We start from the raw sequence: 25,925 nt of genomic DNA on the forward strand, positions 1-25,925 counted from the left end.
TAAGTACTTGATATGGCTGGGCGGATGTCGTCACCGGGCGCTGGACCGGTGGGAAAGCGGCGCGGCGAGCTCGGCGAGGGACGACAGGAACAGCTCGTCCATCCGCGGGCTCAGCTCGGCCAGGGTGGCCGCGCCGGCGTGGCTGGCGGAACCGAAGACGCGTTCCAGTGCATCGGTTGTGGTGGCGGAACCGACCGAAAGGCAAAGGCATGCAACGCCGTCCGCGCGCAACTCGGCAAGCGCCCGGTTGGCGTCGGCCTCCGCGTAGCGGCCCTCATAGCCGTCGTCGTAGGGATGCCCGTCGGACAGCACGAGCAGTAGCCGGTTGGGGGTGCCCGCCTCGGCCCTGAGGATCTCGCCGGCACCGCGGATCGCCGCCCCGAGACGGGTGTAGTTGGCGGGTTGCAGCCGGTTGAGCCTGGCTCGGCTGAGTGCGTTGAAGCGCTGGTCGAAGGTCTTGATCGCGGGCAGGTGAACGGCTTGCCGTCCCTGGGACCGGAAGGCGTACACCGCGACGCGGTCACCGAGGTCTTCCAAGGTGACGGCGAGGGTCGCCGCCGCTCGCCGCTGATGGTCGTGCACCGCCAGGCCGGCCGGGTCGACGTCGGTGGCGGATCCGGAGGCGTCGAGAAGGATCAACACCCCCAGGTTTCTGGCGATCTTGCGGTGCTCGCGGTAGATGTGTTCGGGCGGCGAATGGCCGCAGCGCAGATCGACGGCCAGTTCGACGAGTGCCTCGGTGTCGAGCTCCTCACCTTCGGCGCGGCGCCGCAACACCTTTGGCCCCAGGCCGATCCGGGACAGCCGTCGGCGCAGCACGTCGTCGCGTTCGACACCGGCGGCCGAGATCTCGGCGTGCGTCGTCAACGGGTAATCGATGACGCGGCACCAGTCGGGCCGGTACCGGTTCTTGTAGGTGTCCCACTCCGGGTACAGCGCCCCGCCGACGCCGACCGTGCCGCCGGGACGGGCGTCGTCGACGAAGCGGATCGGCGTGGGCAGTGGACGGGCCAGCGGACCGGATGCGCGGGCCCGGCGGACGGCGCCGACGGGCAGTTCAGCGCCGCCGCTGCCGTCTCCGGACGACTTGGCCGTGCCGAGCAGTTTGCGCAGGAAGTCGCCGACCGCCTGGGAGTTGAAGAGTGGGTTGTCGAAGAGCTTGAGGATCTTGCTTTCCTCGTTCGGGCCGTCATCGTCCTCGTCCGGTTCGTCGTCTGCGGCGACGTCGGCGCTGAACTGCAGGCGCCCGTCGTCATGGGCAGCCTGACCGCCGGTCACTGCCTCCGCGCGCAGCAGCTGGGCCGGTTTGATCACGCCGAACCAGTCCGGGGCGTCGGTTATTTTGCCTCGCCCCCTTGCTGTTTCGAGAGACTCGGCGGGCGACGCCGTAGTGGGCGATTCGCCGGAGTGCAGCGTGGCGGCAAGGGGGAGGCGATGTGCGAGTTCGGCAAGAACCCGGCGTCCTTCCAGGGCGAGGTATCGTCGGGCCAGTCCCGGCCGCGCCCGCAATCCCCTGATCAGGTCCGGATCCAGGCTGCCCGCTGCCAGCAGCGCGCTCTGCAACACCACCTCGCGACGTTGCCGGCCGGTGGAGGCGCCCGCGGAAGTGAAGATCACCCCCCCGTTGGTGTAGGCCGATCCGTCGGATGCCTGGGCGACGTCGACCGAGCGACCGGCGACGAAGCAGGCAAGAAGCCGAAAACGTTCGGGGCCTTGTGGATCGGAACCGGTCACGTGCCCGGAAGCACCGCGTCGACCAGTTCGCCGAGCGCGCGGACGACGTCACGGTCGTCGGACAGTGCTTCGACGACCGCCGCCTGCACGGCCCTGCGCAGACCGAGGCCCTCGGCGGCCAGGCCGCCGGCCAGGATGAGCATCCGCGTCGACGACGCCTCGCGCAGCGGTGAGCCGTCGATGTTGCGGATCGCGTTGCCCACGGCCACCAGTGCGCGGGCGGTGTCGGCATCGACACCGGCTTCGTGCGCGACGATCTCGGCCTCGGCCTCCGGCGGCGGGAAGTCCAGTTCGATCGCGACGAACCGCTGCCGCGTCGACTCCTTGATGTTCTTCAGCACGCTCTGGTAGCCGGGGTTGTAGGAGATCACCAGTTGAAAGCCGGGCGCGGCCGGCAGGGTGGTGGCGAGCCGATCGACCGGTAGCTCGCGGCGGTGGTCGGCGAGCGGGTGGATGACCACGGTGGTGTCCTGGCGCGCTTCGACGATCTCGTCGAGGTAGCAGATCGCGCCGGTGCGCACCGCCCGCGTCAACGGCCCGTCCACCCAGACCGTTTCACCGCCCTTGAGCAGAAACCGGCCCACCAGGTCCGCCGAGGTCATGTCCTCGTGACCGGCGACGGTGATCAGGTCGCGGCCGAGGTCGTGCGCCATCGCCTCGACGAAGCGGGTCTTGCCGCAGCCCGTCGGTCCCTTCAACAGCACCGGCAGGCCGCGCCGGGCGGCCGCGCGGAACACCTCGACCTCGTCTGTAACCGGCCGATAAAACGGTGCCTGCGAACGGCTTTCGACCGCTGCGACGTGGTTGTTGGTCGACAACTCATTCGCTCCGTTCATGCGGCACGACTTCGGGCATCTGCACACCCTCCGGTAACACGAGTTCGCCGTCGGTGTTGATGTAGCCGGAGTGCCTGGTCGGGATGGGCAGCGACGGGTCAGGGCACGGCCGGTCGGTGCCGTCGCCGCACAGTCCCGAGGTGAAGTAGGAACGCTTCTGCACGTCCTCGGGCCACGGGTCGGCGTGGGTGGCCATGAACTGCGCCGGGATGATGTAGAAGACGAAGAACGACGCGCTGATCGCGGCGAAGATCGCCAGGAACCGAACGAACTGCTGCTTGGCGAAACCGCCTCGGACGTCGTCGAGCCCTTTTTCGACGACGGTGCGGCCGCGGTCGTCGGTGAAGAACCGCAGGCAGCACAGCGCGGCCTGCACACCGCCCCACATCAAGCCCTCATAGATCGGCCACTGGTAGTAGGTGCCGGCATTGATCGACAGCGACTGGATGGCGCCGGGGAAGGTGTACATCCCCAGCGGCATCAGGACCAGGCCTTCCATGACGAAGTCGAAGAAGAACGCCCACACCGCCGCGACGGCGATCAGCCCCTTGGTGCCCAGGTTCGGCCAGCGGTTCTTGGCCTTGCGCATGACCCAGCAGCCGAGGATCGTGCACAGCAGCACGCCGAATGCGTAGCCGGAGACGTTGATGCCCAACGGTTCTGCGACCTGAGCGCCCGGTCGCTCGGGGGAGAGCCAGCCCGGAACGTGCGGAGCCCACGAACCCATGTTGAACGCCCACGCGTTGTAGGTGCACCAGGTGTTGATGTAGTTGAGCAGCGGATCCTGGAAGAAGAACAGCCCGGTGGACACCATGATCATGCCGTCCAACGTGATTCGGCGTTCGCGTCGCCACGGCCGGATGATGAACCACCAGATGGCCACCGGGAACAGCGCCGGCGAGCCGATCTGCCACATCATCAGGGCGACCTTCATGAACGTCGGCGGGTCCGTCGGACCGGGGTCGACCGGCGTGAAGTACGGCCCGGTGATCCAGCGGATCCAGACGTAGATCTGGAAGACCAGGATCAGCCCGCCTGCGGTCGCCCAGATCTTGACCCGTCTCGACGGCCGCGCCGTCGGCTCCTCGAGTCGGCCGACCGCGCTCAGCGATTCGGTGGCCGGGGCCTTCTTGTTCGACAGTTCGCTCACCACGCCTCCTCGATCGCGCCTCGACGGCACGATCCGAGTGAATATACCGACGAGTATCCGGCGAACTCAATGGTTTCTCAGAAACTTGTGGCAGACTTTCGACATGGTCGAGCGGTGGACACGGGAACGGCGCCTCGAGCACACCCGTTCCCTGCTGTTGGATGCCGCCGAGAACGTTTTTGGTGAAAAGGGTTTCACGGCAGCGACTCTCGATGACATCGCGTACGCGGCCGGCTACACCAAGGGCGCCATCTACAAGCACTTCGACACCAAAGAGGAGTTGTTCCTGGCGGTCAGCGACCGGTACTGGCGGCGCTATTTCGACAACTTCGCCGAGGTGATGTCGGCGGCGAACCAGGTCGGGGCGCGCGAGCGCGACGAGATCGCCACGCGGTGGCGTGAACTCAGTCGCGACCGTGGCGCCGAGCATGCCGCGCTCGGGCACGAGTTCACGCTGTACCTACTGCGCAACCCCGAGGCGCGGGAACGGGTGGCCGCCAAACGGTCCGAAGTGGTCGAGGCGCTGGCGAAGTTCATCATCGACGGGGTCAACTCGCTCGGCGGGACGTTGTTGATTCCGCCGTTGACGTTCGCCCAGGTGCTGATCGCGACCAGCGACGCGATCGTGCTCGGCAGCGAGCTCGACGACGTCGACCTGTACCGGCCAATCGTCGATATGTACGTCTCGGCGATCAAACTGCCCTGACGTGCCGTCGAGATCGACGTTTTGGTGGTTTTTACTCGCACTTCCCGCCCATCTGTCCCTTTGGGCGAACAACATGCCCGCGGGAGTATCAACTACTTGCGATTGAAGATCCGAACAGATACGGTCAGCGCTGCAGGCTTTGTGTACCGCGATCCCGAGTCGACAGGAACAAGCGATGGCTCGATTTCCCAAACCTTCCGAGGGCAGCTGGACACAGCACTACCCGCAACTGGGCACCGAGCCGGTGTCCTACGAGGATTCCATCAGCCCCGAGTTCTACGAGGCCGAACGCCAAGCGGTGTTCAAGCGGGCGTGGCTGAATGTCGGCCGGACAGAACAGCTTCCGCGCAAGGGTAGCTACTTCACCAAAGAGCTGAAGGTCGCCAACACCTCGATCATCGTGGTGCGCAACTCCTCCGGCGAGGTCAAGGCCTTCCACAACGTCTGTCGGCATCGCGGTAACAAGCTGGTGTGGAACGACATGCCGCTGGAGGAGACCTCCGGCTTCTGCAAGCAGTTCACCTGCAAGTACCACGCCTGGCGCTATGACCTCGACGGCAACCTGACCTTCGTTCAGCAGGAGGAGGAGTTCTTCGACCTCGACAAGAGCCGGTACGGGCTGGTGCCGGTGCACTGCGACGTGTGGGAAGGGTTCATCTTTGTCAACTTCGCGCCCGAACCCGAGCAGTCGCTGCGCGATTTCCTCGGCCCGATGGTCACCGGCCTGGAGGGTTATCCCTTCGGTCAGATGACCTCTCGGTGGCAGTACCGCTCAGAGGTCAAGGCCAACTGGAAGCTGTACATGGACGCGTTCCAGGAGTTCTACCACGCGCCGATCCTGCACGCGAACCAGTCGCCGTCGACGTACTCCAAGGCGGCCGCCGAGGCGGGCTTCGAGGCGCCGCACTATCGGATCGACGGACCGCACCGACTGGTCAGCACGTCGGGGGTCCGCGCGTGGGAGCTGGACCCCACCATGCGCAAGCCGATCGAAGACATCTGCCAGAGCGGTCTTTTCGGCCCGTGGGACAAGCCGGAACTCGGGCCGATGCCCGACGGTGTCAACCCCGCCAAATGCGATCCGTGGGGCCTGGACTCCTTCCAGCTGTTCCCGAACTTCACCATCCTGATCTGGGGCCAGGGCTGGTACCTGACCTACCACTACTGGCCGACGTCGCATAACACCCACATCTTCGAGGGCACCCTGTACTTCCCGCAGCCGCGCACCCCGCGTGAGCGGGTGGCCCAGGAACTGGCGGCGGTCTCGTTCAAGGAGTACGGGCTGCAGGACGCCAACACCCTCGAAGCCACCCAGACCATGGTGGAGAGCCGGGCGGTCGACAGGTTCCTGCTGTGCGACCAGGAGGTGCTGATCCGGCACCTGCACAAGGAGACCGCCGCGTGGGTGGACGACTACCAGCGCAAGACGGCGGGGGTGTGATGCCGGTGACCGCGATGCTGCCGCCCGAATTCGCCGACCTGGAACGCTTCTCGGATTGGTGCCTGGCCACCGAACCCGAGCGTTACCAGAAGCGGATGGCCAGTTCGATGACCGAGATGCAGGCGTTCTACGACGCGATCACCCCCCGCGCCGAGGAGGCGATCGCCTACTGTGACAAGTTCTCGCTGGACGACCTGCCCGAGGACGTGCTCAACCTGATGCGCCTGCTGTACGCGATGATCACGGTGTCGTTCCCCGTCGAGTGCTGGAAGCAACCCCGCGTACCCGACTCCGGAGCCACGACGCTGGACTGTGTGTCTGAACCCGTTCCATGACGGGGCGCACCGTCCTGCGCGCGCAGCGCTGGGCCGACGTGGCGGCGGGCGAGGTGCGCTCGCCCGCGGTGCTGGTCGTCGAGGACGACCGGATCGTCTCGGTCAATTCGGCTGAGCCGCCGCCTGATTCGGCCGTCCAGCTCGATCTCGGCGACGTCACCCTGCTGCCCGGCCTGATGGACATGGAGCTCAACCTGCTCATCGGTGGGCCGGGCGGACCCGAGGGGTTGCCGAGCCCGATGCACGGCGTGCAGGACGATCCGGTGTTTCGGACCCTGCGCGGCGCGGTCAACGCCCGCAGCACGCTGAACGCCGGGTTCACCACCGTGCGCAACCTGGGGCTGATGGTCAAGACGGGTGGCTATCTGCTCGACGTCGCGCTGCAGCGCGCCATCGACGCCGGCTGGCACGACGGCCCGCGGATCTATCCCGCCGGCCACGCCGTCACGCCGTACGGCGGACACCTGGACCCCACCGTCTTTCAGCGGTTGGCGCCAGGCATCATGCCGCTGTCGGTCGCGGAGGGCATCGCCAACGGGGTCGACGATGTGCGGGCGTGTGTGCGCTACCAGGTTCGCCACGGCGCCAAGTTGATCAAGGTGTCGGCATCGGGCGGCGTGATGTCGCACAGCACCGCGCCCGGCGCCCAGCAGTACTCGGACGAGGAGTTCGCCGCGATCGCCGACGAGGCGCACCGGGCCGGCGTGCGGGTCGCCGCACACGCGGTGGGGGACAGCGCCATTCGCGCTTGCATTCGCGCCGGCATCGACTGCATCGAGCACGGCTTCCTGGCCAGCGACGACACCATCAAGTTGATGGCCGACACCGGCACGTTCCTGGTCTCGACGACGTATCTCACCGAGGCGATGGCCGTCGACCGCATCGCGCCGGAGCTGCGGAAGAAGGCCAACGAGGTGTTTCCCCGTGCGCAGGCCATGCTGCCGAAGGCGATTGCCGCCGGGGTGCGCGTCGCGTGCGGAACCGATGCCCCGGCGATTCCGCACGGGCAGAACGCCAAAGAGCTCTGTGCGCTGGTCGACCGCGGTATGACGCCGATGCAGGCGCTTCGGGCGGCGACGGTGACCAGCGCGGAGCTCATCGACGCCGACGACGAACTGGGCCGTCTCGCCCCGGGGTACCTCGCCGATATCATCGCCGTTCCGGGCGATCCTTCGGTTGACATCTCGACCACCCTTGACGTGCGATTTGTGATGAAGGGCGGCCGCGTCTACAAGCACGACGGGAGCTAACACAGTGGCACGACAGACGAGCATGGAACTGGTCGACAACACGCTGTGGCATCTCAAGCAGGCGTGGTACTTCGCGCTGACGGCCGTGAACGACGCGATCAGCGGCCACGGTGTCAGCACCGCGCAGATCGGTGTGCTTCGCCAGCTCGCCAACGAGCCGGGGCTCTCCGGCGCCGAGATCGCCAGGCGGCTGTTGATCAGCCCGCAGGGCGTGCAGCTGGCGCTCAAAGCGCTCGAGCAACGCGGCCTGGTCGAGCGTAAGCCCGACGCGCAGCACGCGAAGATCCTTCGGGCCTACCTCACCGAGGAGGGCGGCCACGTGGCGGCCGCGGCGGTCCGGGACGCGATCGCCGCGCACGACGCGGTGTTCGACGTGCTGACCCCCGAAGAGCAGGAAACGCTGCGAGATCTGCTGGCGCGCGTGGTGGAGAAGGGCACGGGGCACACGCTGTTCAACGACCACATCGGCGAATGAGGCCTCATCAGCCGGCGACACCGCTGAGCACGGTGCGGGTGATGGCCTCGGCGCGGGTGCGCCGAAACGCCCTGCCCTCGTTGAGGATCGCGTAGACGATGCCGCCGACGATCGCGTCGGCGGCGGCACGGGCGGTTGCCTCGTCGAGGCCGTCGGCGGCCAACCGTGATCGCACGCTGTCGTGCAGCGGCACGCTGAACGCGGCATACATCCGCGCCTTGGTGTCCTCGTGTTCCAATCCGGCCACGGTGAGGATCCGCAGCATCGCGTTGCCGCGCGCAGTGGTGAGCGTGGTGGCCAGCCTGACCGACCATCGGGTGAGATCGCCGACGAGATCGTCGGTGTGCTCGACCGGGCGCAGGATCTTGTCGGCGTCCTCGAGCAGAACGTCGGCGACGAGCGCGGGCCTGCTCGGCCACCAGCGGTAGATCGTCTGTTTTCCGACCCCGGCGCGGGCCGCCACGGCTTCGATGCTCAGCCCGTCGAAACCGCGCTCCAACAACAGCTCCTTGGTGGCGGTGACGATCGCCACGCGCGACTTCTCGCTGCGACGGCGTGGAGCGCTCGCGGGGCTGGTCAATGGCCTTCTCCACATCTGTCCGGAGCTGTCCGGTCTTTACAGATGGTGCCAGCGGGATTAGTCTTTGGCAAGACGAGACGGTTCGTCTCGTATGACCGAGGTGAATCGAGCATCGTGACAACGGGTGAATGAAGCCGACTCCGAAGAAACTCGTCATCGGTGCCAGCGGGTTCTTGGGCTCGCACGTCACCAAACAACTGGTCGCGCGCGGCGATGACGTCCGCGTGCTGATCCGTGCCACCAGTTCCAGGCGCGGTATCGACGGGCTACCCGTCGACGTGCGATACGGCGACATCTTCGACCTGGAAAGTGTCGAGGCGGCCATGCGCGGCTGCGACGTCGTGTACTACTGCGTCGTCGACGCCCGCCCGTGGCTGCGTGACCCGACCGCGTTGTGGCGCACCAATGTCGAGGGGCTGCGCGGGGTGCTCGACATCGCGGCACAGGCCGACCTGCACCGATTCGTGTACACGAGTTCCATCGCGACCATCGGCTTGGCCCGCAACGGGCCGGCCGATGAAAGCACCGAACACAACTGGGCCGACATCGGCGGCTACTACGTGCGCAGCCGGGTGGCCGCCGAACGGCTGGTGTTGAGCCACGCCACCAAGAAAGGGCTTTCCGCCGTGGCGATGTGCGTGTCGAACACGTACGGTGCCGGTGACTGGTTGCCGACACCGCACGGCGGGCTCCTGTCGGCGGCGGTGCACGGCAAGATGCCCTACTACATCGACGGTTACGCGGCCGAAGTCGTCGGTGTCGAAGATGCCGCCCGCGCGATGGTGCTGGCCGGCGAGGTCGGCCGCATCGGCGAACGCTACATCGTCTCCGAGCGGTGGATGAGCACCCGCGAGATCCACGAGATCGGTTGCCGAGCAGTGGGTGTGGAGCCGCCCCAACGTCGTGTTCCGATCCGGCTGATGTCGGCGATGAGCTATCCGAACAGCTGGATCGCCCGCCTGCGGGGCCGCGACACCCGGCTCACCCCGTTGAACATCCGGCTGATGCACATCATGACGCCGCTCGACCACTCCAAGGCCGTTCGCGAACTCGGCTGGAATCCCGCGCCGACGCCGGAGGCGATCGTGGCAGCCGCGCATTTCTTCAAACACGCCCGGCGCACCGCCAAGGAGACACTGTGACAGTGGCGCTCACCCCGGAGCAGCGCGAACTCGCCGGCGCCGTCACCCAGTTCGCCGCGCGGCGCGCCCCGATTGCGTCGTCGCGGGCGGCGTTCGACTCACTGGCGCAGGGTCGTCTGCCTGCGTGGTGGGACGAGTTCACCGCGACCGGGTTTCACGCCGTGCACCTGCCGGAGCACCACGGCGGTCAGGGTGGGGAACTGCTCGACGCCGCCTGTGTGCTCGAGGCGGCCGGCAAAGCGGCGTTGGCCGGGCCGCTGCTGCCCACCGTCACCGCGGGAGCGGTCGCGCTGCTGGCCGACCCGTCGCCGACGACCGACGCCGTGCTCACCCGGCTGGCCGCCGGCGTTCCGGCCGCCCTGGTCCTGCCGCAGGACGCAAACCTCAGCGCCCACGCCGACGGCGACGGCTGGCTGGTAACCGGCACATCGGAGGTGACGGCGGGAATCTGTTCGGCCGGAGTCGCTTTGGTCGGCGCGCACACCGACGACGGCGAGACGGTGTGGCTGGCCGTCGACACCAGCGAGCCCACGGTCGCCGTCGAACCCGTCGCCGGCACCGACCTGCTCACCGACCTCGGCGCCCTCCGGCTGGCCGGACACCGGGTGTCCGGCGCGCTGGACGGCATCGACGGCGATCGTGCGCTGTTCGTCGCCGTCGCGCTGACGGCGTGCGTGGCCGCGGGCATCGCGCAGTGGTGCGTCGAGGCCGCGACCGACCACCTGCGCACCAGGGAACAGTTCGGCACGCCGATCGGCACCTTCCAGGCGTTGCAGCACAACGCGGCGATGTTGCTGGTCAACACCGAACTGGCGAGCGCTGCGGCCTGGGACGCGGTACGCGCGGCAACGGAGCCCGTCGAACAGCACGCGATGGCCGCGGCAGGCGCCGCCCTGATGGCCGTCACCGGTTGCCCGGACCTGGTTTTGGACACGTTGACGATGTTCGGCGCCATCGGTTTCACGTGGGAGCACGATCTGCACCTGTACTGGCGACGCGCCACCAGCCTGGCCGGGTCGATCGGCACCAGAAGCGGCTGGGCCCGGCGGCTGGGGGAGGCCACGACGACCCGCACACGCAACTTCGCCGTCGACCTCGGCGACGCCGAGGCCGGTTTCCGGGCCCAGGTCGCGGCGACCCTGGACGCGGCCGCCGCCCAGCACAACGACGGACCGGGACGGCAAGGCGACTACGAGCACTTCGCGACCGGCCCGCAGCGCACGACCATCGCCGAGGCCGGCCTGATCGCCCCGCAATGGCCGGCCCCGTGGGGACTCGACGCCACTCCGCTGCAACAACTCATCATCGACGAAGAGTTCACCAAGCGCCCTGGATTGGTTCGGCCCTCGCTGGGCATCGCGGAATGGATTCTGCCGTCGGTGATCCGGGCCGGCTCCCCCGCGCTGCAGGAGAAGCTGATACCCGCCACGCAGCGCGGTGAACTGGTCTGGTGCCAGCTGTTCAGCGAGCCCGGCGCGGGATCCGACCTGGCCGCGCTGGCCACGCGCGCGACCAAGGTGGACGGCGGGTGGCGGATCAACGGGCACAAGATCTGGACCTCCTCGGCACACCGAGCCGACTACGGCGCGCTGCTGGCCCGCACCGATCCGGCCGCGCGTAAACACCGCGGGATCGGCTATTTCATCGTCGACATGGCCGCAGACGGGATCGAGGTCGCCCCGATCAAACAGGCCAGCGGCGACACCGATTTCAACGAGGTGTTCCTCACCGACGTGTTCGTGCCCGACGAGATGCTGCTCGGCGAGCCGACCGGAGGATGGGGCCTGGCCATCGCCACGATGGCCGAAGAACGCTCGGCGATCAGCGGATACGTCCAATACGACAGGGCCGCGGCCCTGCGGCGCCTGGCGACCACGCCCGGCCACCGTGAGGACATGGTGCGCGAGCTCGGGGAACTCGACGCCTACGCACACGCCATCAAGGCGTTGGGCGTGCGTGAGACGCTGCGACTGCTCGACGGCGAGAGCTCGCCGGCCACGTCGAGCGTCGCCAAGGTCGCGATGAATGTGCTGCTGCGCCGCACCTTCACCGCCACCCTGGGATCGACCGGCCGACTGGCGATGGTCGCCGCCTCCGAGCCCTCGGTCGTCGAGCCGTATCTGCGGGTGCCAGCCGAGCTCATCGGCGGCGGCACCAAGGAGATTCAGCTGAACATCATCGCGCAGATGATCCTCGGCCTGCCACGCAAGTAAGCATCACAGTCGAAACAGGGGACAACACATGGGGTTACGCGGAGAAGCAGCCATCGTCGGTTACGTCGAGTGGGCGCCCGAACGGATGAACAAGGCGGGGCCCGCGCCGTTCACCATCGAACAGTGGGCCGAACTGTCCGCCGCCGCGCTCGCCGACGCCGGGCTGTCGGCTGAGCTGGTCAACGGCATCGTCACCTCGCATCTGGGGGAGTCGGAGATCTTCGTGCCCTCCACCGTCGCCGAATACCTCGGCGTCGGCGCCAACTTCGCCGAGCTGGTGGACCTCGGCGGTGCCAGCGCGGCCGCCATGGTGTGGCGGGCGGCGGCCGCCGTCGAACTCGGGCTCTGTGACGTCGTGCTGTGCGCACTGCCCGCGCGCTACATCACCCACATGTCGGAGAAGAAGCCCAAACCGCTCGTCGACGCCGTGTTCTTCGGCTCCTCGAGCAACCAATACGGTTCTCCGCAGGCCGAATTCGAGATCCCCTACGGCAACCTCGGCCAGAACGGGCCGTACGGGCAGGTCGCGACCCGATATGGGGCGGTCTACGGGTACGACGAGCGCGCGATGGCCAAGATCGTGGTCGATCAGCGGGTCAACGCCAACCACACCGAGGGCGCCATCTGGAAGGACACGCCGCTGACCATCGACGACGTTCTGGCCAGCCCCGTCATCGCCGATCCGCTGCACATGCTCGAGATCGTGATGCCGTGCGTCGGCGGCGCGGCCGTCGTGGTGGCGAACGCCGACATCGCCAAGCGGGCGCGGAACCGGCCGGTGTGGATCAAGGGATTCGGCGAGCACGTGCCGTTCAAGACGCCGACCTATGCCGCCGATCTGCTGCACACCCCGATGGCTCAAGCCGCAGAGACCGCGTTCGCGATGACCGGTCTTGCCCGCCAGGACATGGACATGGTGTCGATCTACGACTGCTACACGATCACCGTGCTGCTGTCGCTGGAAGACGCCGGCTTCTGCGAGAAGGGCAAGGGCATGCAGTTCGTCGCCGACCACGACCTGACCTTCCGCGGCGACTTCCCGCTGAACACCGCGGGCGGCCAACTCGGGTTCGGCCAGGCGGGCCTGGCGGGCGGAATGCACCACGTCTGCGATGCCACCCGCCAGATCATGGGCCGTGCGCAGGCCGCGCAGGTCGCCGACTGCAACCGCGCGTTCGTGTCCGGCAACGGCGGAATCCTGTCCGAGCAGACCGCGCTGATCCTCGAAGGAGACTGACAACCGTGACGACCTTTGACCGACCGATGCCGGTCAAGACCCCTACCACCGCACCGTTTTGGGACGCGCTGACTCAACACCGCATCGTCATCCAGTACTCGCCGTCCTCGGACTCCTACGTGTTCTATCCGCGGGTGCGCGCGCCCCGCACGCTCGCCGACGACCTGGAATGGCGCGAGATCTCCGGCGTGGGGACGCTGTACTCGTACACGGTGGCGCGCAGGCCCGTCGGGCCACACTTCGCCGACGCCGTGCCCCAGTTGCTGGCCATCGTCGAATGGGACGAGGGTCCGCGGTTCTCCACGGAGCTGGTCAACGTGGACCCCGCCGATCTGCGCGTGGGCATGCGGGTGCGGCCGGTGTTCTGCGACTACCCCGAACACGACGTCACGATGCTGCGCTACGAACCGGCGCCGACCACCTGACCGGAAGCCCCGAGGTCCACGGACCGCGCCGGTCTTGAGTCAGTAACAAGTACTTGATACTGTAGCGGCGATGTCCGACGAGCTGGCGTTGAGCGACACCGCTGTGGTCGTCGACGTTCCCGACGCCGCGTGCACCACGCAGGAAGTGATGATCGAACTGGACCGCCGCACCACCACCGTGAGCTACCGCCGAGGCGACACCCTGCTTCAGTGCGCGCGCTCGGCGGCGTTGCGAGCGCCCTATTCATGCGAAATCGGTTCCTGCGGTACGTGTATCGCGCGCCTCCTCGAGGGCAGCGCCCGTATGGTCAACAACGACGTGCTCGATGACGACGAGGTCGCTGAGGGCTACATCCTGACGTGTCAGGCGTTGCCGACCAGCAGATCTGTTCGAGTGGTCTACGAGTAAGAGCGAAGGACAGCGATGAGCCGCGTGGCAGTGGTGACCGGTGGGGCATCCGGGATGGGCGAGGCGATCTGCCACGAGCTCGGCGCGCGTGGGCACAGCGTCGCCGTGCTCGACGTCAACGACCAAGCCGCACAACGGGTAACCGAAGACCTGCGGCAAAAAGGCGTGCGGGCGCTCGGGCTGGGCACCGACGTCAGCGATCGCGCCGCGGTGGAGGACGCCTTCGCCGCCGCCCGAGCCGAACTCGGTCCGGTGCACATCCTGGTGACCAGCGCGGGCGTCGTCGACTTCAGTCCGTTCACCGACATCACCGAGTCGGCCTGGAACCGGCTCATCGCGGTCAACCTCACCGGCACGTTTCACTGCTGCCAGGTGGCGCTGCCCGACATGATCGAGGCGGGCTGGGGCCGCATAGTGATGATCTCGTCCTCGAGCGCCCAGCGCGGCTCACCGGGCATGGCGCACTACGCCGCATCCAAGGGCGCGCTGCTGTCGCTGACCAAATCGCTTGCCCGCGAATACGGACCGGTCGGGATCACCGTGAACAACATCCCACCGTCGGGCATCGAAACACCGATGCAGCATCAGAGCCAGGCGGCCGGACATCTGCCGGCGAACGACCAGATGGCCGCCAGCATCCCGCTGGGCCATCTCGGCACCGGCGACGACATCGCGGCCGCGGTCGGATTCCTGTGTTCGGAACAAGCAGGCTTCATCACCGGGCAGACCCTCGGGGTCAACGGCGGCTCGGTGATGTGAGATGAGTGTGCGATGAGGAGGTCTCATGGGGCGCTGGCCTAAACCACCAGAAGGCAGTTGGACAGAGCACTATCCGGAGCTGGGAACCGGCCCGGTGTCGTTCCGCGACTCGACGTCACCGGAGTTCTACGAGCTCGAACGCGAGGCGGTGTTCAAGCGGGCCTGGCTCAACATCGCCCGCGTCGAAGAACTGCCGCGCGTCGGCAGCTACCTCACCAGGGAGATCGACGCCGCCAAGTCGTCGGTGATCGTCGTGAAAGGCAAGGACGAGAAGATCCGCGCCTTCTACAACGTCTGCCGTCATCGCGGAAACAAGCTGGTGTGGAACGACTTTCCCAACGAGGAGGTGAAGGGCACCTGCCGCCAGTTCACCTGCAAGTACCACGGCTGGCGCTACGACCTCAAAGGTGAGCTGACCTTCGTCCAGCAGGAGGGCGAGTTCTTCGAACTCGACACGTCGCAATACGGGCTCAAGCCCGTCAACTGCGACGTGTGGAACGGCTTCGTCTTCATCAACTTCGATCCCGAGCCGAGGTGGAGCCTTCGGGAATACCTCGGCCCGATGATCACCGCGTTGGACGACTACCCCTTCGAGCTGATGACCGAACGCTACGAGTTCGAGGCGCACAACAACAGCAACTGGAAGATCTTCGCCGACGCGTTCCAGGAGTACTACCACGTGCCGTCGCTGCACTCGCAGCAAGTGCCCAGCGCGGTGCGCCAACCCAACGCGACCTTCGAGTGTGGGCACTTCCAGATCGACGGGCCACACCGGCTGGTGTCCACCGCAGGAACCCGGCGGTGGAAGCTGGCGCCGGAGTACATGTATCCCGTCGAGAGGGTCACGCGCAGTGGACTTGTCGGCCCGTGGCGCACCCCCGAGACGCACTTCTCGGCCGGCCTGAACCCAGGCGGGATCGAGCCGTGGGGCATCACGAACTTTCAGATCTTTCCGAACCTGGAGATCCTCATCTACCACGGCTGGTACCTGCTGTACCGGTACTGGCCGACGTCGCACAACACCCACAAGTTCGAGGCCTACACCGCGTTTCACCCGGCCCGCACCGTGCGCGAGCGCGTCGAGCACGAGGTGGCGGCGGTGGTCCTCAAGGAGTTCGCGCTACAGGACGCGGGCATGCTGGGCGGCACCCAGGCCGCGCTGGAGTACGGTGTCGTCGACGAATTCCCGCTCAGCGATCAGGAGATCCTGGTGCGCCATCTGCACAAGGTGGCTGTGGACTGGGTCGAGGAGTACAAGGCCGCACACGCACCGGTGGGGGTGTGACGTGACCGAACCACGCCTACCGAGCGCCTTCGCCGAGTTCGAACGGTTCGCCGAGAAATGGTGCCTGGCAACCGAACCCGAACGCTGGCAGGCGCGGCTCGACACCCCGATGACCGAGCTACGCGAGTTCTACGACGCGTTCACCCCGCGTTTCGAGGAAGCGATCGACTACTGCGACAAGTTTCCGCTCGACGACGTGCCCGAGGACGCGCTGAACCTGCTGCACCTCATCTACTCGATGATCATGGTGTCGATGGCCATCGAGGTCTTCGGCCAGCCCAAACCCACCGACTCCGCCGACGCCATGCTCAACCGCGTCAGCGCGCCGGTGCCATGACGAAAGGTTCAGCCATGAGCCTGCTGACCATCACCAAGCTCACCGCGTCGGTCGGCGCCGAGGTCACCGGGCTGGACCCGGCGGCGTTGGGCGCAGACGACGCGTTGGGCGCTGCCGTGCTGGAGGCGTTGGAAGACAACGGCGTGCTGGTGTTTCCGGCGCTCAACCTCGACCCGCAGGCGCAGGTCGCGTTCTGCCGGCGGCTGGGGGAGATCGATCACTCCTCCGACGGCCACCATCCGGTCCCGGGGATCTATCCGGTCACCCTCGACACGTCGAAGAACTCGTCGGCGGCGTATCTGCGCGCCACCTTCGACTGGCACATCGACGGCTGCACCCCCACCGGCGACGAGTACCCGCAGAAGGCCACCGTGCTGTCCGCGAAGCAGGTCGCCGAGCGCGGCGGGCAGACCGAGTTCGCCAGCACCTACGGGGCCTATGACGCGTTGAACGACGCCGAGAAGGAGCGGCTGGCGTCGCTGCGGGTCGTGCACTCGCTGGAGGCCTCGCAGCGCCGGGTCACCCCCGACCCGACCCCCGAGGAACTGGCGCGGTGGCGCGCACGGCCCACCCACGAACATCCCCTGGTGTGGACCCACCGCAGCGGGCGCAAGTCGCTGGTGCTGGGCGCCTCGGCCGACTACGTCGTCGGGATGGACCTCGAGGAGGGCCGGGCGCTGCTGGCCGACCTGCTGAACCGCGCCACCGAAGCCGACCGGGTGTACAGCCACGACTGGTCGGTCGGCGACACCGTCATCTGGGACAACCGCGGCGTACTGCACCGGGCCACCCCGTACGACGCCAACTCACCCCGCGAAATGCTGCGCACCACCATCCTCGGCGACGAGCCGATCCAGTGACGGCGGCGCGACGCTGAGCGGTTGCACAGCCCCGTCGTTGACGACGGCGTCCCGCTATGGAAATCTAATACTTACCTGGCGAGAATCACGTTCTCCAAGGCAGAAATCGTGTGAAACGGAGCAGCGCATGGCGGAGGACCTCACCGCGGTCGACTTCTTCCGGGACGGTCGCCTGACAGACGACCCGTACCCGTTCTACGCGGCACTGCGTGACAAGTGCCCGGTCACCCGCGAGGACCACTACGGCGTCACGATGGTGACCGGATGGCAGGAAGCCGTCGACATCTACAACGACGCGGAGTCGTTCTCCTCGTGCATCTCGGTGACCGGGCCGTTCCCCGGGTTTCCGGTGTCGCTGGAGGGCCGCGAGAACGAGGACCTCACCGCGCTCATCGAGAAACACCGCGACGAGATCCCGTTCAGCGATCAGCTGCCGACGCTGGACCCCCCGACGCACACCAACCACCGTGCGCTGCTGATGCGGCTGATCACGCCCAAGCGCCTCAAGGAGAACGAGGACGCGATGTGGCAGCTCGCCGACGACATCCTCGACGACTTTTTGGCGCCGGGACAGGGCGAGTTCATCAAGGGGTTCGCCGGTCCGTTCACCCTTCGCGTCATCGCCGACCTGCTCGGCGTGCCCGCCGAGGACCGCCCAGAGCTTCTCGAGCGGCTTGCGCGCGGCACCCACGGCAGCGGGCTGGGCAACGCCGAAAAGACCCTGGCCAAAACGCCGCTGGAATACCTCTACGACGTGTTCGCCGACTACGTCGAGGACCGTCGCCGCGAGCCCCGCGACGACGTGCTGACCGGGTTGGCGACGGCGACGTTCCCGGACGGCACGGTGCCCGAGGTCGGCGACGTCGTGCGGGTGGCCACCAACGTGTTCTCGGCCGGCCAGGAAACCACGGTGCGGCTGCTGAGCACGGCGCTGAAGGTGATCGGGGACAACCCCGACATCCAGCGCAGGTTGCGCGACGACCGCAGCCTGCTGCCGAACTTCATCGAGGAGTGCCTACGCATCGAGAGCCCGGTCAAGGGCGACTTCCGGCTGTCGCGGGTGCCGACCACCGTCGGCGACCAACCGTTCGGCGCCGGGTGCACGGTGATGGTGATCAACGGCGCGGCCAACCGCGATCCGCGCCGCTTCGAGGACCCGGACCGCTTCGACCCGGAGCGCAAGAACGCCCGCCAACACCTGGCGTTCGGCCGCGGCATCCACAGCTGCCCGGGTGCGCCGCTGGCCCGCGCGGAGACCCGCGTCGGGCTCGAGCGGCTGCTGGATCGCACGTCGGAGATCCGGATCAGCGAGGCGCACCACGGCCCGCCCGGAGACCGTCGCTACCAATACATTCCGACCTACATACTGCGTGGGCTCACCGAGTTGCATCTGGAGTTCGATGTGGTGGATGGCCCGGAGAAGGCGTCAGCCCGATGAAGGTCACCGTCGACGAGGACCGCTGCCGCGGCCACGGGATGTGCCTGACGTTGTGCCCCGAGGTGTTTCAGATGCACGACGACGGCTACGCGGTCGCCGACCCGTCGGAGGTACCCGCCGGGCTCGAGGAGTCGGCCAAGGAGGCGATCGCCAACTGCCCGGAACAAGCCATCAGCCAAATCGACTGAAACCCAAGGAGAATCGATGCCCAAGGCGTACATCCTCATCACCGAGGACGTCAAGGATCCGGCCGGGATGGCGGAGTACGGCAAGCTGGCCAGCCAGGCGATGGCCGGCGCGACGGTGTTGGCGTTCGACCAGAAGGTCGAGGTGATCGAGGGCACCTGGCACGGTACGCAGACGGTGCTGCTGGAGTTCGAGTCCGAGCAGGCGGCCAAGGACTGGTACAACTCCGATGCCTACCAGGCCGCGGTGAAGTTGCGTCAGGCCGCGGCGGACTGCAACGGCATCATCCTGCATGGCATTGGCTGAGTTTGCGGCGAAATAGCATTCCGGGCAGTAAATTCGCCCGATCAGCGACCTGGAATGCTATTTCGCGGGGATGTCAGCGCGGCTGTAGCGGGCCGACGGGTGTCGTCGTGGTGGCGTGCACCAGTAACTCGGCCAGCTCGCGCGGGCGGCTCAGAAACGGCGAATGCGACGTGTCGATGGTCAACTGTTCGACGCCGAGGCGCTGGGTCACCGTATCGGCCAGCCACCGCGGCATCGACCGATCCTGAAGGCAGCGGATGAAGCTGCGCGGGAGGTCGGCGGCCCAGTAGTCGGGCACCGACACCGGCGTCACCGTCGTGTCGCCGAACCGCTCGGGGCCGAGGCGCTCGAACGCCCAGCGGGCGGTGGCCTCGTCGCAGTCGTGGTAGAAGTACTCCCGGGCACCCTCGAAATCGGCGAACCACATCGCGCCGTCGTCGTCGAACTTCAAGTAGCCCAACATCTTTCCAGTATCGGCATCGAACTCATCGGTGGGGACGTCGTCGGCGTCGCGCATCACCATCGCCTCGGGATAGGTGCGGCCTTCACGCGGCAGCGCCGCCGCGAGGTAGGTGATGTGGCCGACGAGATCCGGCGCGGCGTCGGCGGCCAAGGTGGCGTCGAACCCGCCGCCGGAATGCCCGACGAGGACGTCTCCGGGTTGCAGCGCGGCGACGATCGCGTCGCGGCGGTTGGCCAACGTCGACTCCTCGTCGATCCGCGCGCCGTGCCCCGGCAGGTCGACGGCGACGCCGTCATGGCCCATCGACTGCAGTTCGGCGATCGTGGGTTGCCAGCACCACGCGGCGTGAAAACCGCCGTGCACGAAGACGAAACGCATCTAGGCGTGCGTCACTCGTCGACGATGGAGATGGCCTGCCGCGGACATTGCCGGACGGCTTCCTTGACCTGCTGCTCGTTCTCCGGGGTCACTTCTTCCTGTAACACGTGCAGATAATCTTGCTCGTCGAGGTCGAACACCTCCGGGATGATGCCCATGCAGACGCCGTTCGCCTCACACAGGCCGAAGTCGACGACGATTTTCTGGCTCACTTCAGCACCCTCACAGGCACGCGGTGGTATCCGGCGACGTTCTGCATGTGCACGCGTTCCAACCCGCCGAAGTCGACCTCGTAGCGCGGCATGAAGTCGAGCAGGTGCTCGAGTGCGATCGTGGTCTCCAGCCGGGCCAGCGCCGCGCCCAGGCAGCTGTGGATGCCGTATCCGAGGCCGAGGTGCGGCGACTGGGTGCGGTCGCGGCTGATGTCGAACGTCTCGGCGTCGTCGAAGGCGCGGGGGTCGCGGTTGGCCGCGGCCTTCATGAGGAACACCGGCTTGTGTGCCGGGATCGTGCCGCTGGGCACCTCGGCCTCTTTCAACGTGTAGCGCACGTTGTACTGCACCGGCCCGACGTAGCGCAGCAACTCCTCGACGGCGGCGGGCACCAGGCTGCGGTCGTCGAGCAGCATCTGCCACTGCTCGGGGTGACGGGCGAACTCCACCACCGCGCTGCCGACCAGCTTGGTGACGGTCTCCGCGCCCGCGCCGCCCAGCAGCGCGAGGAATCCCGTGATCTCCAGGTCGTCGAGCTTGCGCAGCTCGCCGTTCTCACCGGGGATCTCCGCGCGGATGAGGCGGCCGATCATGTCGTCCTGCGGGTTCTCCCGCCGTTCCTGAACGAGGCCGTAGTAGTACATGCCCGAGTCGATGTTGGCCTGCATGTTCTCTTCGGACAACTCGATCTGGCCGGGCTTGCGTTGCAGGCTGATGTCGATCCAGTGCCGGACCTTCTGGCGGAACTCCTCGGGCACCCCGGCCATCCGGGTGATCACCTCGACCGGGAACGGACCGGAGAAGTCCTGCACCACATCGAAGTTGTCGGGATCGACCTTGGACAGATAATGCTCGACGAGTTCGATGATCGTCTCGCGCTGGGACTGGATGGCCCGCGGGGTGAACGCCTTGTTGAGCAGGCTGCGCATGTGCCGGTGTTCCGGCGGGTCCATGAAGATGATCGACTTCTGCGGGCCCTCCTCGGAACGCACCATCGCGAGGTCGCAGCCGCGCGTCGAGGAGAACGCCTCGTGGTCTTTGAGCGCCGCGGCCACGTCGGCGTGTCGGGTCAACGCGTAGAAGTCTTCGTCCTCGTCGTAGTAGATCGGCGCTTCGTCGCGCATCCGCTGGTAGATCTCGTACGGGTTGTCGAAGTACTCCTGCGAAACCGGGTTGAACACCAGTTTTGGCTTGGTCATGGTCTCCTCTTTCGCGGCGGGGCTGGCGACCGCTTCCGTTACGCGAGGGCGCACTTATGTAACGCCTATAGTATGCCTCACGGGAGGGCTTTCATAGTCGAAATCGCCGGTACTCATTGCCGAATTCCTGTGTTGATGACGTCATCGAGAATGCCGAGTTGACCGCCCAGTTCGGCGGCGATCTCGCGCACCACCTCGACGTCCTTGCCGATGAACTCGGCCGTGTCGTCGACGAATGCCGCCGCCGACCCGCGCATGGCAATGAACTCACCGACCCGGCTCGCCCCGCTGCCGTGCGTGAGCGACGTCAGCAGGTTCTTTTCGTCCACGCCGAAGCGCTCTCCTAGCGCGACGGCCTCACGCAGCAGGCCGATCTGGGCGGCGAACAGGGCGTTGTTGACCAGCTTGACGCCCTGGCCGGCGCCCAGCGGTCCGACGTGCAGGATCGGGTCGCCGTAGCTGGCCAGCACCGGCTGGGCGCGGGCCACCGCGTCGTCGGATCCGCCGACGAACAGGGTGAGTGTGCCCGCGGCGATGTTGTGCGGGCCGCCGCTGACGGGTGCGTCCACGACGTCGACGGCGGGGTTGCCGGCGGCGACGGTCTGCGCGGTGCGGGGGCTGCCGGTGGTGTGGATGACCAGGAGCGCCCCCGGCGGCATGGCCGACACCAGATCGGACGACGTGCAGACCTGGCGGACCTGATCATCGGTGAACACACACACGATGACGACGTCGGCGCCCGCACCGACCGCGGTCAGGTCGGTGACGGCGTGCGCGCCGAGATCGCGTACCGCCTGGCATTTCTCGGCGGTCCTGCCGAGGGCGGTGACCTGATGGCCGGCTTCGACGAGACGCCGCACCATGGGCGCACCCATTCGACCCGCCCCGACGAACCCGATGCGCGTCATCTGGACCTTCTGCTCTTCGCGCAAGCGCTCATCGCGGAAACTCCATGGACTTCAACGCGGCGTCCGCGGCGGTGAACACCGCCCCCTCGGGCGCCGACGCCTGCGCGGCGATGCTGGCCGCGTGCCGAACATCCTTCTGCAGCAGCGCACCTGCGATGGGGGCCAGCCCCTCCGCGGTCCCGCCGAACATCGAGATGCTGCCGAGCGCCTTGCTGGTGGCCGAGCCGCCGTTGAGCACCTCGGCGAGCCGGTCGCGGGGGATGCCCAGGGCCACACCGAGGTCGAGGGTGCTCAGCGCGCTGCCGAGGTTGGCGGTGAACAGCAGGTTGTTGAGGATCTTGGTGACCTGACCGCTGCCCAACGGGCCGAGGTGGACGATCGGGTCGGCGTAGGTCGCGAACACGGGCCTGCACCGCTCGACGACGTCCTCCTCGCCGCCGACCATGACCAGCAGTTTGCCCTCCTCGACCGCGGGACCGCCGCCGCTGACCGGTGCGTCGATCACCGAAACCCCCTGCGCGCCGGCCTTTTCGGCGACCTCACGGCAGGTGTCGGGATGTACGGTGCTGTGAATCGCGACGACGCCGCCCGAGGCCAGCCCGGCCAGTACGCCGCTCTCGCCGTACAGCACCTCCCTGACGTCGTCGTCTCCGACCACGCACAAGCACACCAGATCACTTGCCGCGGCCAGTTCGGCGGGCGAGGCCGCCGTCTTGGCGGCGGTGTCCGCATACGGCTCGAGGCTGGTCTGCCTACGTGCCCACAGTGTCGTCTCGAAACCGCCTTCGACGATCCGCCGCGCCATGGGTCCGCCCTGGCTGCCGAGCCCGATGAATCCGACGCGCATCAACACGTCTCCAATCCTTGTTGTGCAAGAACACATTCCTCGACGAAGGCCAACACCTTTGCGTGGTATGCCGCGCCGTTGACCGACAGCGACAGGTTATGCCCCGTACCGGCCTGTTCGTTGATCACGAACCGCGGCGACGACGTGAACATCGCACCGATCTGCGCGAGCATCTCGCGATCCGACCGCCACACCCGCTCGAACTCCGCGACGCTGAACTGCACCGGCACGCCCACCTGCGGTGCGAGCGCGGGGAAGTCATGGCGAGGCCAACTACTGGTCACCTCGACCTCGTAGCGCGCCCCGCCCGAGGAGTTCGTCATGCCCGACAACACATCGGGCGGATACAGATCCGCGGGCTGCCAGAGCACTTCGCGCAGCCCGGCGGGCCGATGGTCGGCCGTCGTGGCCCTCATGATGTCGGCCATCACGTCGCTGTAGTGCAGCCCGGTGCCGGCCAGCTCCAAGCCGATGACGTCGGAGCCGCCCACGGCCATGCGCACCGCCAGCTCGCATCCGGCCGAGTGGCCCATCAGAAAAACCCCGGCGCCGCGCGGTTGATCGCCGAGAACCTTGTCGAGTGCCCCGTAAGCCAGTGCGACGCGCTGTTCGGGCCGGTCCATCGCCTCCGGGTACGGCGCCGAACTGCCGTAGCCGGGTCGGTCCAGCGCCACCATCGTGTAGCCCGCCGAAGTGCCTGCGCGCAGCAGCGACAACTGCGGATGGCCCGGGCAGTCGAAATACGCTGCGGTGCTGGCCCCTCCGTGTAGCGCGACGACGACCGCACGCGGCTCGTCGACCGATGCCACCAGGCCCGACATGGGCACACCGTCGACCAGCACCACGCGCGGGCGCGGGGCGCTCACGTGTCCGTCCGCATCAGCAGGACCCCGCTGGGGGTGAGACCGCCGCTGCTGGCCACCGCCACCTTGGCCCCGGGAACCTGGCGTTCACCGCCGTCACCGCGCAACTGGGTCACCGCCTCGTGGATCAAACCCATGCCGTGGGTGCGCCCGTGCGAGAGCTGACCGCCGTGGGTGTTCAACGGGATGACCCCGTCGCGCGCGATGGCCTTTCCGCCGTCCAAGAAGTCCTTGGCTTCGCCGATGTCGCAGAAGCCGAGCGCCTCCAGCCACGACAGACAGTTGAACGAGAAGCCGTCGTACAGCTGCGCGACATCGACGTCTTTGGGCCGCAGCGAGGTACGCGTCCACAGATGCGCCGCCTGACCGAGAACCTGGGGTTCGTGGGTCAGCGTGGACTGGTCCCAGTCGGTGCGCTCGATGATCTGCGTGCCGACGGCTTCGAACAGTACGGGCTTGTGCGGCATATCCTTTGCGGCGTCGACGGCCGACACGATGACCGCGACCGCTCCGTCGCAGGGCACGTCGCAGTCGTACAGCCCGAACGGTGTGGTGATCATCCGGGCGTTCAGATAGTCGTCCATGGTCATCGGATCGCGATAGATGGCCGTCGGGTTCAGCGCGGCGTTCGCGCGCTGGTTCAACGCGATCCAGCCCAGCGTTTCCCGCGTGGTGCCGTAGCGGTCGAAGTGGCGCTGCGCGTTGAGTGCCAACGTGTGCGCGGCCGAGATCGCCCCGAACGGCATCTGCCAACTGTTGGTGCGGGCGCCGCCAGGCGGGGCCGCCTTGCCTTCCTTCATCAGCTGCTGGAACGTCGCCTCCCACAACGTGCGGAAGCACAGCACGTGGCGGGCCATGCCGGTGGCCACGGCCATCATTGCGGCGATGACCGACCCGCCGGGCCCGAAGGTGTCCATGCCGCCGTTGATCCACGTCGGCCGCAGCCCCAGCGCGTTTTCCAGCGCGGTGACCCCGCCCTCGCCCATGCCTGCGATATCGAGCCCCGGATACGTGGACAGGCCGTCGATGTCGGCGAAGGTCAACCCGGCGTCGGCGACGGCCGCCTCGCAGGCCTCGATGGTCAGCGACAATGGCGGCACCATCAACCGCCGCCCGAGCCGCGACGCGCCGATGCCGGTGATCGCGGACTTCTCTTCGAACCGCTCGGTGGTCAACGGCGCGCGCACGTAACGGCCGACGTCCTCGGGTGCGACGTCGTCGACGGCGGCGGGCCCGGCCTGCTTGTCCGCTGTTGGCCGGAAGACGGGCAGCCACACGGTTCCGGCCGGGTCGTCGAACTTCTGGAAGTCGACCTCGACGGTCTGGCCGAGGGTCAGTTCATCGGGGTCGCAGTCGATGATGTTGGTGGTCAACCGAACTCGCGGATCCTCGACGACGGCGACCTGCGCCACCACATACGGAGGGGGCAGGTCGGGAAAGCCGAACCGGTGGTTGACGGTGAAGGCGCTCAGCGTCGCCTTGCCCGATACGTCGCGAACCCCCATGTTGCGGCCGCGGCAGTACCGGCACACCGGTTGCGGCGGATGGATCAGCGCCCGACAGTCTTGGCATTCCTGAATACGCAGCACCCCGTCCCCGCCGGCGGTCCAGAAGAACTCGTTCTGAACGGTCAGCTCAGGTAGCGGCCTCGTCACCGAACGAACCCCGAAATCGCCTCGTTGTCCTCGGTTTTGGGCGCCGGCTCGAGTGTCTCCGTGACGTCGGGCCGGTCCTGTTGGTTCTCGGATGGCCGGTGTTCGCCCATGTAGATGATCGCGTGCGCGGGGCAATCCAGCAGCGCCCGCATCACCGCGTCGCGGTCCCTCTCGGGTACCGTGCCGTCGCCGACCAGCGACGCGTAGCCCCAGTCGTCGAGCGAGAAGTAGTCCGGTGCGTGCTTGGCGCAGATACCGAAGCCGTCACACAACGTCCGATCGAGTCGAATCCTCAA

At 67.3% G+C, this 25,925-nt stretch carries 28 protein-coding genes and 1 pseudogene; 17 read left to right on the forward strand and 12 right to left on the reverse strand.

What is annotated here, in order from left to right; genetic code table 11:
* Positions 1-30: 30 nt before the first annotated feature.
* The 3 genes from G6N28_RS19390 to G6N28_RS19400 are packed head-to-tail and all read right to left on the reverse strand — an operon-like array spanning position 31 to position 3,720.
* Positions 31-1,734 (reverse strand): nitric oxide reductase activation protein NorD, encoded by a 1,704-nt coding sequence (locus tag G6N28_RS19390; protein WP_163903078.1) that lies wholly within the window; start codon positions 1,732-1,734, stop codon positions 31-33.
* The gene (locus G6N28_RS19395) at positions 1,731-2,570 is read right to left on the reverse strand and encodes a CbbQ/NirQ/NorQ/GpvN family protein (RefSeq protein WP_163903081.1); all 840 of its coding nucleotides are present in this window, start codon (positions 2,568-2,570) and stop codon (positions 1,731-1,733) included. The genes G6N28_RS19390 and G6N28_RS19395 overlap by 4 nt, the downstream gene beginning before the upstream one ends.
* Positions 2,554-3,720 (reverse strand): spirocyclase AveC family protein, encoded by a 1,167-nt coding sequence (locus G6N28_RS19400; protein WP_163903083.1) that lies wholly within the window; start codon positions 3,718-3,720, stop codon positions 2,554-2,556. Before G6N28_RS19400 ends, G6N28_RS19395 begins: the two co-directional genes overlap by 17 nt.
* Positions 3,721-3,823: 103 nt before the next feature.
* Between G6N28_RS19400 and G6N28_RS19405 the strand changes: the two genes are divergently transcribed.
* From G6N28_RS19405 to G6N28_RS19425, 5 genes are all read left to right on the forward strand, one after another.
* Positions 3,824-4,426 (forward strand): TetR/AcrR family transcriptional regulator, encoded by a 603-nt coding sequence (locus G6N28_RS19405; protein WP_163903085.1) that lies wholly within the window; start codon positions 3,824-3,826, stop codon positions 4,424-4,426.
* A gap of 175 nt (positions 4,427-4,601) precedes the next feature.
* Positions 4,602-5,867: an aromatic ring-hydroxylating oxygenase subunit alpha gene (locus G6N28_RS19410; RefSeq protein WP_163903087.1), complete on the forward strand. Its 1,266-nt coding sequence runs from the start codon at positions 4,602-4,604 to the stop codon at positions 5,865-5,867.
* A complete protein-coding gene (locus G6N28_RS19415; RefSeq protein ID WP_179962117.1) occupies positions 5,867-6,202 on the forward strand; it encodes a hypothetical protein in 336 nt (111 codons plus the stop codon). Before G6N28_RS19410 ends, G6N28_RS19415 begins: the two co-directional genes overlap by 1 nt.
* Positions 6,199-7,452, forward strand: coding sequence for a metal-dependent hydrolase family protein (locus G6N28_RS19420; RefSeq protein ID WP_163903092.1), 1,254 nt, complete (start codon positions 6,199-6,201; stop codon positions 7,450-7,452). The genes G6N28_RS19415 and G6N28_RS19420 overlap by 4 nt, the downstream gene beginning before the upstream one ends.
* Positions 7,453-7,474: 22 nt before the next feature.
* A complete protein-coding gene (locus G6N28_RS19425) occupies positions 7,475-7,927 on the forward strand; it encodes a MarR family winged helix-turn-helix transcriptional regulator (protein ID WP_163906442.1) in 453 nt (150 codons plus the stop codon).
* Positions 7,928-7,934: 7 nt separating this feature from the next.
* Here the strand turns inward: G6N28_RS19425 and G6N28_RS19430 are convergent, their stop codons facing one another.
* A complete protein-coding gene (locus G6N28_RS19430) occupies positions 7,935-8,522 on the reverse strand; it encodes a TetR/AcrR family transcriptional regulator (RefSeq protein ID WP_179962118.1) in 588 nt (195 codons plus the stop codon).
* Between the two features lie 113 nt (positions 8,523-8,635).
* Here G6N28_RS19430 and G6N28_RS19435 point away from each other — a divergent pair, with 113 nt between their 5' ends.
* The 12 genes and pseudogenes from G6N28_RS19435 to G6N28_RS19490 all read left to right on the forward strand — a co-directional run bounded on the left by G6N28_RS19435 (position 8,636) and on the right by G6N28_RS19490 (position 19,104).
* The gene (locus G6N28_RS19435) at positions 8,636-9,649 is read left to right on the forward strand and encodes an NAD-dependent epimerase/dehydratase family protein (protein WP_163903096.1); all 1,014 of its coding nucleotides are present in this window, start codon (positions 8,636-8,638) and stop codon (positions 9,647-9,649) included.
* Complete coding sequence (locus G6N28_RS19440) at positions 9,646-11,862, forward strand: acyl-CoA dehydrogenase family protein (RefSeq protein WP_163903098.1); 2,217 nt, start codon at positions 9,646-9,648, stop codon at positions 11,860-11,862. Before G6N28_RS19435 ends, G6N28_RS19440 begins: the two co-directional genes overlap by 4 nt.
* A gap of 28 nt (positions 11,863-11,890) precedes the next feature.
* Positions 11,891-13,099, forward strand: a complete 1,209-nt coding sequence (locus tag G6N28_RS19445; protein ID WP_163903100.1) for a thiolase family protein — start codon at positions 11,891-11,893, stop codon at positions 13,097-13,099.
* Between the two features lie 5 nt (positions 13,100-13,104).
* Positions 13,105-13,524, forward strand: a complete 420-nt coding sequence (locus G6N28_RS19450; RefSeq protein ID WP_163903102.1) for a Zn-ribbon domain-containing OB-fold protein — start codon at positions 13,105-13,107, stop codon at positions 13,522-13,524.
* Between the two features lie 136 nt (positions 13,525-13,660).
* A pseudogene (locus tag G6N28_RS19455) lies at positions 13,661-13,933 on the forward strand (2Fe-2S iron-sulfur cluster-binding protein); the annotation flags it as partial.
* A gap of 15 nt (positions 13,934-13,948) precedes the next feature.
* A complete protein-coding gene (locus tag G6N28_RS19460) occupies positions 13,949-14,692 on the forward strand; it encodes an SDR family NAD(P)-dependent oxidoreductase (protein WP_163903104.1) in 744 nt (247 codons plus the stop codon).
* Between the two features lie 25 nt (positions 14,693-14,717).
* Positions 14,718-15,977, forward strand: coding sequence for an aromatic ring-hydroxylating oxygenase subunit alpha (locus G6N28_RS19465; RefSeq protein WP_163903106.1), 1,260 nt, complete (start codon positions 14,718-14,720; stop codon positions 15,975-15,977).
* Position 15,978: 1 nt separating this feature from the next.
* Positions 15,979-16,314 carry a hypothetical protein gene (locus tag G6N28_RS19470; RefSeq protein WP_163903108.1) on the forward strand — a complete coding sequence of 112 codons (336 nt, stop codon included), beginning with the start codon at positions 15,979-15,981 and terminating at the stop codon, positions 16,312-16,314.
* Positions 16,315-16,328: 14 nt separating this feature from the next.
* Entirely contained in the window at positions 16,329-17,174 is an 846-nt protein-coding gene (locus G6N28_RS19475; protein ID WP_163903110.1) for a TauD/TfdA dioxygenase family protein, read from the forward strand.
* Positions 17,175-17,301: 127 nt separating this feature from the next.
* Positions 17,302-18,612, forward strand: a complete 1,311-nt coding sequence (locus G6N28_RS19480; RefSeq protein WP_163903112.1) for a cytochrome P450 — start codon at positions 17,302-17,304, stop codon at positions 18,610-18,612.
* Positions 18,609-18,800 (forward strand): ferredoxin, encoded by a 192-nt coding sequence (locus G6N28_RS19485; protein WP_163903114.1) that lies wholly within the window; start codon positions 18,609-18,611, stop codon positions 18,798-18,800. Before G6N28_RS19480 ends, G6N28_RS19485 begins: the two co-directional genes overlap by 4 nt.
* A gap of 16 nt (positions 18,801-18,816) precedes the next feature.
* On the forward strand, positions 18,817-19,104 hold the full coding sequence (locus G6N28_RS19490; RefSeq protein WP_163903116.1) for a DUF1330 domain-containing protein: 288 nt from the start codon (positions 18,817-18,819) through the stop codon (positions 19,102-19,104).
* A gap of 73 nt (positions 19,105-19,177) precedes the next feature.
* On the opposite strand, the gene G6N28_RS19495 is transcribed toward G6N28_RS19490, so the two are convergent.
* The 8 genes from G6N28_RS19495 to G6N28_RS19530 form a co-directional block, all read right to left on the reverse strand.
* Entirely contained in the window at positions 19,178-19,945 is a 768-nt protein-coding gene (locus tag G6N28_RS19495; protein WP_163903119.1) for an alpha/beta fold hydrolase, read from the reverse strand.
* Between the two features lie 11 nt (positions 19,946-19,956).
* Positions 19,957-20,157 carry a ferredoxin gene (locus tag G6N28_RS19500; protein ID WP_163903121.1) on the reverse strand — a complete coding sequence of 67 codons (201 nt, stop codon included), beginning with the start codon at positions 20,155-20,157 and terminating at the stop codon, positions 19,957-19,959.
* Positions 20,154-21,356 carry a cytochrome P450 gene (locus G6N28_RS19505; RefSeq protein WP_163903123.1) on the reverse strand — a complete coding sequence of 401 codons (1,203 nt, stop codon included), beginning with the start codon at positions 21,354-21,356 and terminating at the stop codon, positions 20,154-20,156. Before G6N28_RS19505 ends, G6N28_RS19500 begins: the two co-directional genes overlap by 4 nt.
* Positions 21,357-21,469: 113 nt before the next feature.
* A complete protein-coding gene (locus tag G6N28_RS19510; RefSeq protein ID WP_163903125.1) occupies positions 21,470-22,288 on the reverse strand; it encodes an NAD(P)-dependent oxidoreductase in 819 nt (272 codons plus the stop codon).
* 4 nt (positions 22,289-22,292) lie between these two features.
* Positions 22,293-23,111, reverse strand: a complete 819-nt coding sequence (locus G6N28_RS19515) for an NAD(P)-dependent oxidoreductase (RefSeq protein ID WP_163906446.1) — start codon at positions 23,109-23,111, stop codon at positions 22,293-22,295.
* Positions 23,111-23,932, reverse strand: coding sequence for an alpha/beta hydrolase (locus G6N28_RS19520; protein ID WP_163906448.1), 822 nt, complete (start codon positions 23,930-23,932; stop codon positions 23,111-23,113). Before G6N28_RS19520 ends, G6N28_RS19515 begins: the two co-directional genes overlap by 1 nt.
* A gap of 41 nt (positions 23,933-23,973) precedes the next feature.
* Positions 23,974-25,629 (reverse strand): thiolase C-terminal domain-containing protein, encoded by a 1,656-nt coding sequence (locus G6N28_RS19525; protein ID WP_163903127.1) that lies wholly within the window; start codon positions 25,627-25,629, stop codon positions 23,974-23,976.
* Entirely contained in the window at positions 25,626-25,925 is a 300-nt protein-coding gene (locus G6N28_RS19530; RefSeq protein ID WP_407665018.1) for a ferredoxin, read from the reverse strand. Before G6N28_RS19530 ends, G6N28_RS19525 begins: the two co-directional genes overlap by 4 nt.

The organism is Mycolicibacterium pulveris, assembly GCF_010725725.1.
Taxonomy (GTDB): Bacteria; Actinomycetota; Actinomycetes; order Mycobacteriales; family Mycobacteriaceae; genus Mycobacterium; species Mycobacterium pulveris.